Annotated in this window: 8 protein-coding genes and 1 tRNA gene; 4 read left to right on the top strand and 5 right to left on the bottom strand. The window is 69.5% G+C overall.

Features of this window, described 5'->3' with window-relative positions; genetic code table 11:
- Window positions 1–186: 186 nt before the first annotated feature.
- The 3 genes from VFZ20_RS21700 (at window position 187) to VFZ20_RS21690 (ending at window position 2,171) form a co-directional block, all read left to right on the top strand.
- Window positions 187–732 (top strand): DinB family protein, encoded by a 546-nt coding sequence (locus VFZ20_RS21700; RefSeq protein ID WP_329686041.1) that lies wholly within the window; start codon window positions 187–189, stop codon window positions 730–732.
- Window positions 733–819: 87 nt separating this feature from the next.
- Window positions 820–893, top strand: a tRNA-Pro gene (locus VFZ20_RS21695).
- Between the two features lie 213 nt (window positions 894–1,106).
- On the top strand, window positions 1,107–2,171 hold the full coding sequence (locus tag VFZ20_RS21690; RefSeq protein WP_349264118.1) for a DUF2332 domain-containing protein: 1,065 nt from the start codon (window positions 1,107–1,109) through the stop codon (window positions 2,169–2,171).
- Window positions 2,172–2,330: 159 nt separating this feature from the next.
- Here VFZ20_RS21690 and VFZ20_RS21685 read toward each other — a convergent pair whose 3' ends face one another.
- Entirely contained in the window at window positions 2,331–2,528 is a 198-nt protein-coding gene (locus VFZ20_RS21685; protein ID WP_329686039.1) for a hypothetical protein, read from the bottom strand.
- Window positions 2,529–2,761: 233 nt separating this feature from the next.
- Between VFZ20_RS21685 and VFZ20_RS21680 the strand changes: the two genes are divergently transcribed.
- Complete coding sequence (locus VFZ20_RS21680; protein WP_329686038.1) at window positions 2,762–4,612, top strand: alpha-amylase family glycosyl hydrolase; 1,851 nt, start codon at window positions 2,762–2,764, stop codon at window positions 4,610–4,612.
- An 85-nt stretch (window positions 4,613–4,697) separates the two neighbouring features.
- On the opposite strand, the gene VFZ20_RS21675 is transcribed toward VFZ20_RS21680, so the two are convergent.
- The 4 genes from VFZ20_RS21675 to VFZ20_RS21660 all read right to left on the bottom strand — a co-directional run.
- Window positions 4,698–4,964 carry a hypothetical protein gene (locus VFZ20_RS21675; protein WP_329686037.1) on the bottom strand — a complete coding sequence of 89 codons (267 nt, stop codon included), beginning with the start codon at window positions 4,962–4,964 and terminating at the stop codon, window positions 4,698–4,700.
- A 126-nt stretch (window positions 4,965–5,090) separates the two neighbouring features.
- A complete protein-coding gene (locus VFZ20_RS21670) occupies window positions 5,091–5,846 on the bottom strand; it encodes a hypothetical protein (RefSeq protein WP_329686036.1) in 756 nt (251 codons plus the stop codon).
- Window positions 5,843–6,484: a Panacea domain-containing protein gene (locus VFZ20_RS21665; protein ID WP_329686035.1), complete on the bottom strand. Its 642-nt coding sequence runs from the start codon at window positions 6,482–6,484 to the stop codon at window positions 5,843–5,845. The genes VFZ20_RS21670 and VFZ20_RS21665 overlap by 4 nt, the downstream gene beginning before the upstream one ends.
- A gap of 158 nt (window positions 6,485–6,642) precedes the next feature.
- On the bottom strand, window positions 6,643–7,705 hold a 1,063-nt coding region (locus VFZ20_RS21660), incomplete at its 5' end, for a DUF5916 domain-containing protein (RefSeq protein WP_329686034.1).

The raw sequence follows: 7,705 nt of genomic DNA, 5'->3' as shown, positions 1-7,705 counted from the left end.
TGGACCTCGCCCGTGCGCCGGGTTGCTCTCGGAACCGGCGCGCACGGGCGGGATCGTGCCGGGTTTCGACCAGATTCTTTGCTCGGTCGGCGCGCAGGGGCCGATGCGTGGGGCCGTTGCAGGCTATTCCCTATTCCCTATTCCCTATTCCCTGTTCCCTATTCCCTGCAGTTTCGGGAGCCTGAGATGAGACCGCGCAACGCACTGCTCCTGCCCCTGCTGGTCCTCCCGCTGCTCCTGCTCACGGCCGGGCCGGCCCGGGCGCAGGCGCCGCCGCCGGGGTTCCGGGAGGAGATCCTGCGGCAGTTCAACAACTCCATGCAAAAGTTCATCGAGCTGGCCGAGGCCATGCCCGAGGACCGCTACGCCTGGAGCCCCGGCGAGGGCGTGATGCCCGTGGCGCGGGTGTACGCGCACGTGGCCCGCTACAACTACTTCTATCCCGCCACGAGCCTGGGCGTCCCCGACCCCGACAGCCTGCACGCCGACGCCACCGAGCAGACGGCGGCCAAGACGGAGGTGGTGGCCCTGCTGCGCCGCTCGCGCGACCACGTGCGGCAGACCGTGATGGCGATGACGGACGAGCAGCTGGCCGCGCCCACGCGTCTGTACGGGCGCGACGTGCCGCAGTGGGCGGTGCTGCTGCAGCTGGTGGCGCACATGAACGAGCACCTGGGACAGTCCATCGCGTATGCCCGGATGAACGGCGTGGTGCCGCCCTGGTCACAGTGATGTCGGGCAGGGGTTGACGGGAGCGCCGGAAACGTTTAGGTTTTTGCTTCTTCACCGGCGCTACGGCGCGGGCGGGGACCGGGAGTTCGGGACGTGGCGCAGCCCGGTAGCGCACCTGAATGGGGTTCAGGGGGTCGCCGGTTCAAATCCGGCCGTCCCGACTAGATGTAAGTGAAGGCCCTGCATCGTTTTGCGATGCAGGGCCTTCGTCTTGTTGTCCGTACGTTGGCGAGTGGATTGGTGAGATTGCGGCACAACGTGCTCTCGGCTACTCGTAAGAGCGACTCGAGGATCGCCTACGGTGCTTCTCTGCCAAGGTACAGGATCGGAGTTGATCGTTGATGGGCGAGAACGTCGAGAAGGCAGGACAGGCCGTGGCCCGTACCCGCACGCTCGCGCAGGTGTATCGACGCTTCGGCGAGGTGGATGTCGCCGAGACGTCGCCGCTGTACGCGCGCGTCGCCATCGCCCTGAGCGAATCCGGCGAGGCGCTGCGCGCCATCGAGGCAGCGCCGGCGCGCAAGCGGCATCCCACGCTGATCCTCGCGGCGCTGCACGACCTTGCCCTCGCCGAACGCGCCCCGGCGCTCGCCGAAGCCTATGCCGCCGCGGATGCCGACGCTGCCGCCCGCGCATCCATCGACACGCTCCTGCGCATGGCCAACGAAGTCGCGGCCATCGCCGCGCGCCGGCAGGTGCGGACGAACGAGACCGGGCGCCATGCCGTGCTGTATCCGGCCATCGCCGGGGCGGCGCACCGGGCAGGCGCGACTGCGGTCGGGCTGATCGACGTGGGCTGTTCCGCCGGGCTCAATCTGAATGTCGCTCGCGTGGGCATCACGTACAGCAACGGGCAGGCGCTGGGCGATCCGTCCTCGCCCGTGCGGCAATCGGCCTCCGTCGTGGGAAAGCGGCCCCTCCCGGCGCGGGCCCTGCCCGAGGTTGTCGCGCGAATCGGCATCGACCTCGATCCAGTGGACGTGACGGACGCGGACGACGCCCGGTGGATGCGCGCCTGCGTATGGCCGGATCAGGCGGAGCACGCCGCGAAGCTGGAAGCGGAGATCGCGCTGGCCACGACCGATCCTCCGCTGCTGCTGCGAGGGAACGCCGTCGAGGTATTGCCTGACGCCTTTACCCGCGTGCCCGCGGACGCGATGCCGGTCGTCATCACGACGTGGGCGCTGTCGCACGTTCCGCTGGAGAACCGCCTGCGCTTTCTGCACCGCCTGGACGAGGCGGCGCGCGGCCGCACGGTGGCCTGGGTGTCTGTGGAGGGGGTCGGCGTGGCGCCAGGGATCCCGACGCTGGGCGATCGTCGCGCGTCCGGCCACAGCATCATCGGCCTGGCGCTGTTCGAGCGCTCTACTCTGTGCGCCGAGGCCGTCGGGCGCTGCTGGTCGCAAGGTCGCATGCTGGCGTGGCTGGCGGATGCCTGAATCCCCGGTAGCGATCGACGACGAGGCGATGCGCTGATCCTGGATGAGAGAAAGGCTCTGCATCGTCGTGCGATGCAGGGCCTTTCGACTTCCGCGACAGGCGGAGCGGAGGAATGGAGCCAGCAATCTTCTCAGTCCTCCGTTCCCATCTACCGCCCCTCAGTACTCCGCGCGGCAGCCGCGGTCGAACGAGGCGCAGGTGTGGTACGTCGCGGGGCAGCTCAGGGGGTAGCCGATGGTGCAGGGCACGGCCACGGCCTCGTTGGCGTGCACCGTCCCGACCGGCAGCGCCTGCGCGCCCGTGGCGAACGAATCGACCGTGAGCGCGTCCAGCTGCAGCATGAGCTTGCGGGCCATGGAGTCCTCCTCGCGTGGATGTATCGACCAACGGTTCACGCCAGGATAGCCACGTATTCCCATCCGCCGCAACCCCGTTCCACCCGCATCGCGCCCTGGCGCGCACTTCAGGCAACTCCTTCTACGCGGCGTCACGCCGGCGCCCTGTCGGACGGGGCGATCCGTGCGCAAATTGCCCTTGGCGCGAGCAACGGCCACGCGCGCTCCATCCCTTCATCCAAAGACCCGACCCGATGAAGCCCGTGCTTCGTTTCGTCGCCGCGCTGGCCGCGGCGGTGCTCGCCGGCGGCGCCGCGCACGCGCAGGCGCCGGAGGTGCTCAAGGTGGATCCGCCCAACTGGTGGGCGGGCCATTCCATCAACCCCGTGCGCCTGCTCATCCACGGCCGCAACCTGGCCGACGCGCGCATGGAGTGCCCGCGGCTGGCGTGCGGCGACGTCAAGGTGAACGCGGCGGGGACGTACGCGTTCGTGGACGTTACCGTGAACGACGGCGTGGCGGCCGGGCAGTACCCGCTCACCCTGCGCACGGGCGGCGGCGCGGCGCGGGTGCCGTTCACCGTCTCGCCCGCGCTGCCGGCCACGGGGCGGTACCAGGGCTTCGGGCCGGACGACGTGCTGTACCTGCTGATGCCGGACCGCTTTGCCAACGGCGACCCGTCCAACGACCAGCCAGCCGTCTCGCGCGGCATTCTGGACCGGTCGCATCTGCGCCGCTGGCACGGCGGCGACCTGGAGGGCGTTCGCCAGAAGCTGCCGTACCTGCGCGACCTGGGGGTCACGGCCATCTGGATGAACCCCATCTACGACAACACCAACACCCTCGACAGCATCGAGATCGCCGAGGGGCAGCCCACCACGGCGTACCACGGCTACCACGCCATCGACCACTACGCCGTGGACGAGCGCTTCGGCGACATGCAGACGCTGCGGCGGATGGTGGACGAGGCGCACGCGCAGGGCATCAAGGTCATCCTGGACATGGTGGCCAACCACACCAGCCCGCATCACCCGTGGGTGCACGACTCGCCCACGCCCACCTGGTTCAACGGCACGGTGGAGCGGCACCTGTCCAACAACTGGCAGATCTGGGCCCTGGCCGATCCGCACGCCACGCCGGAGCTGCGCCGCCCGGTGCTGGACGGCTGGTTCGTGGACATCCTGCCGGACCTGAACCAGGACGACCCCGAGGTGGCGCGCTACATCATCCAGAACACGCTGTGGTGGGCGGGGATGAGCGGCATCGACGGCATCCGCCAGGACACGTGGCCGTACGTGCCGCGCACCTTCTGGCGCGAGTGGATGGCGGCCATCCGCCGCGAGCATCCCCAGATGCGCGTCGTGGGCGAAGTGTTCGACGGCGATCCGGCCAACGTGGCGTTCTTCAGCGGGGGGCGCACACGGTGGGACGGCATCGACGACGGGGTGGACGCGCTGTTCGACTTTCCCCTCTTCTTTCCCCTGCGCCGGGTGTTCGTGGAGGGCAGGCCCCTGCGCGAGGTGGTGCAGATGCTGGGGCGCGACCACCTGTACGAGGACCCGGCGTCCATGGTGACGTTCCTGGGACTGCACGACGTGGCGCGCTTCATGGGCGAGCAGGGCGCCACGCCCGAGGGGCTGCGGCTGGCGTACACCTTTCTGCTGACGACGCGCGGCACCCCGCTGCTGTACTACGGCGACGAGATCGGGATGCCGGGCGGCGGCGACCCGGACAACCGCCGCGACTTTCCCGGCGGCTGGCGCGGCGACCCGCGCGACGCGTTCCAGGCGTCCGGCCGCACGCCCGAGGAGCAGGCCACGTTCACGCACGTGCAGCGGCTGCTGCACCTGCGCGCCCAGCGCGGCGAGCTGCGCCAGGGCCCGCTGGTGAACCTGTTCGTCGCGGATCAGCAGTACGTCTACCGCCGCGGGGCCACCGTCGTGGCGCTTAACAACGACACCACGGCCGCCGAGGTGCGCATCCCGTCCTCGCAGCTGAACGCGGAGGCGCTGGGCGCGGACGTGCTGGGCCGGTGCGCGCAGCCCCGCCGCGACGGCGAGATGACGGTCATCAGCATCCCGCCGCGCGCCGGCTGCGTGTTCTGACGCGCGGCGGATCGGCAGGATAATGAGAGGCCCCGCATCGTCTCACGATGCGGGGCCTTTGTCCGCCATCCGCGGTCCGCCGGGGTTACGACGAGATGCGCTCGGGCGCGCTGGCGAACCACTGCACCAGGCTGCAGGTCTCGCAGATCAGGGCCACGCCGGACCGGTTCATCCAGTCCAGCCCCACCATCGTCGCGCCGGACGTGTTGAACTGGGCTTCGCGCCGGTCGAACCGGGTGCCGCCGCAGTGCGTGCAGGCGATCCTGCGCCCCGCTGCCGCGAACTCGCCCGGGCCCATCTCGGACATCGCCCCGCGGACACCCGCCTTCACGGCATCGAAGAATCTGCTCATCGGCTCCCTCACGTTTGCGTTGCGGACGAACGCCTCATCCACACGGGGAAACGCGCGGAGACAAGCGCCGGTTTCAGCGACGGATGCGGAGCCTTGCGCACGCGAAACCTTTCGATGCGTTTCTGGTCAGCAGGCCGTGGTGCTCAAAAGGCCGAAATGCGCCACGAGCGCATCATCGACACGACGGAGCGTCTCCGCGTCGACCGTCACCGACGTGAGGCCGGCAATCTGGCCCGGGCTGAACGGGAGACGGCGCTCCGAACCGGTGAACAGGCCCGGCACGGCCAGGATCGCCGTCCTCATGCTCCCGGGCAGCGACCGGACCCACGCCGCACTCGACTCGATCTCCCCCTCCTGCGGCTCGACTTGGCCGGAATCGTACACGGGGATGAGCTGCTGGTAGCGGCGGACGCGTGCGTACTCGTCCTGCGTAACCAGCACGGCGAACCGCGCGCCGTCGAGACCGATCTCTACATCGCGGGTAAGCCGCACGATCCGCCCACGCTCAGGCTCGCCGGGTGCGGTTCGCCGGCCCCGACCCTGTCCGATCCCCAGCGCGTCCCTGAACGCCGCCCGGATGCGGGTCTCCGCGCCGTCCGCCCGCCCCACACGGGTGCCGGCTTCTCCCGGAGCCGGAGTGCGCAGCCGGGCTGGATAGAACCGGGAGGATTCCAGCCGCCGGGAGCGGCTGCGCGTCCAGGTCAGCCGGAGGGGCGCCGCGCCGAGATCCGTCTCGGTCGGTTGCGTGGTGCCGTACGCGAACGCCCAGTTCGGAGTCTCCATTCTGGGCGTGTGCAGGAGCAGCCAGGGCCGTTCCAGCTTGACGTCCGCGTCCGGCCGGTCTTCCGGCGGAAGGGTGTGGATGTCTCCGAGCTGGCTCATGCGCCGGCGGAAGACTGCCTTCGTTGACGTCGTGGGCGAGCGGCCAGGTCGCGGTTCACCGCGCGGACGTACTCGTCATGGTCCGCGGGGAAGTGATCCTCCGGAAGCGGCGCGAGGGCGATGGTCCCTTCCTCCAGCAGTTCCGGCCGCATCTGCCTCAGATCCACCTTCACGTTCGGCTCCTCCCGGTTCTCGTACTGCCGAAGGTAGAACTCCCGCATGAGGGAGAGCGGGATCTCCCGCCTGCCGCGGCTCGTGGCAGGCAGATCGCCCCACACCGTCCGCCACGGCTGCTCGCCGTGCGTCAGCGTCTCGAGGAACCTGGCGGAGTGCTCGCCGTAGATGGCCATCACGTCCTCGAGCAGCACGCGCTCCCCGGGCGCAAACCGCGGCCGTCTCCGCGAGCGCGGCAGGCTCTCGAATCCGTGGTCCTTGTATTCCTGGTACACCACGTCCACGACGGGACCGTGCGCCCACGCCTCGACCCTCTCCTCGAACAGGGGCCGGCCGAGCAGCGCCACGGCCCACGCCTGGGCGTAGTAGACCAGCTTCTGGAGCTTGAGGCTCGTGATGGAATCGCCCGCCTTGCGGTCGACTTCGTTCAGGAACCATGCTGCCACGTCGAGTGCGCTGTGCATGCTCACAGGGAAAGCTGGTGATACCGAAATATACCCGAAATCCTGGCGCGTGTCGACCTGCCCGTGACTCGAATTCCCAAAGCTAGTCCGATGCAGACGGCCCCGCACCGTACGCCGGTGCGGGGCCGTTCACGTCCGCGTTGTCCAGCCGCCGTCCCCTACAGGTTGAGCCAGTAGCTGGCCTTGATGAGCAGCACGTTGGTGCCCGGCGCGCGGAACAGGTCCGACGTGTTGCGGCGCAGCTGGAACCGGCCGTCCGCCTCGAAGTCGCTGCGGCCCTGGCTCCACACCACGAACAGCGTGCTGCCGGGACGGTACTCCCACCGCAGCACCGCGTTGGTGTTCAGCTGGCGGATGTTGAAGTCGGGGCTGTTGATGCGGTACGCGAAGCCCGCCGCGTCGTCGCACCCGGCCGCCGTGGGGCGCACGCCGTAGAACACGCCGCCGTCCGCCGTGGCGCATTGGCGGATCTCCTCGCCCTCCAGCGTGCCGAAGCGGCCGCCGAACCCGTCCGCGCGGGGATCATCCACCTCCATGAACCCGTCGTAGTCGCCCGCGCTCAGGAAGGGCTGCGCGTACAGCTGGAACGTCAGGTTGGGCGTAAAGATGTAGTTGAGCCGCGCCGTAAGGCTGGCCGTCGTCTGGTCCAGCCGGCCGAACACCCAGCGGGACGCGTTGGCGGCGTTACGGTCCGCCCGCGTGCCCACGTACTGCCAGGCGCTGGTGTTCCAGGTAAAGTCCGGCCCCAGCTGCAGGTCGAACCGGCTGGACGGGCGGATGGTCACGAACGGGCCGAACGAGACCGACTGGCCGTCCGTCCCCTCCTCCGTCCACCCGGAAAAGTCTACCCCGTACGACACCCGCTTGCGCTTGTCGCTGGTGAACCCGGCCCACGCCTCGTAGCTGGCCGGCGTGACGATGGCCGGGCCGCCGCGCAGCTGCGACACCGACAGCCCCTGGGCGCTGCGCCCCACGCCCCAGTAGCCCGTCCACAGGCTCTTGAGCGTGAAGTTGCCGTTGACGTTGGTGTAGTAGCTGGTGCGGTCGCCGTCCGTCGTCCAGCCGAACACGTTGTTCTGGTACACGTTGAAGCTGCGGAACGGGCCGATGGGCTGGAACCGGTTGTAGCCCACGGACGCGTCCCAGCTCACGCGGTCGGCGGTGCCCAGGAAGCCCGCGTCGTTGGTCTCGAACCCCGGCGAGCGGTAGATGAGCCCCGAT

The organism is Longimicrobium sp. (assembly GCF_036280135.1).
GTDB lineage: Bacteria > Gemmatimonadota > Gemmatimonadetes > Longimicrobiales > Longimicrobiaceae > Longimicrobium.
Note: the sequence above shows the minus strand (reverse complement) of the source record. Positions and strands in the feature narration are given on the sequence as shown.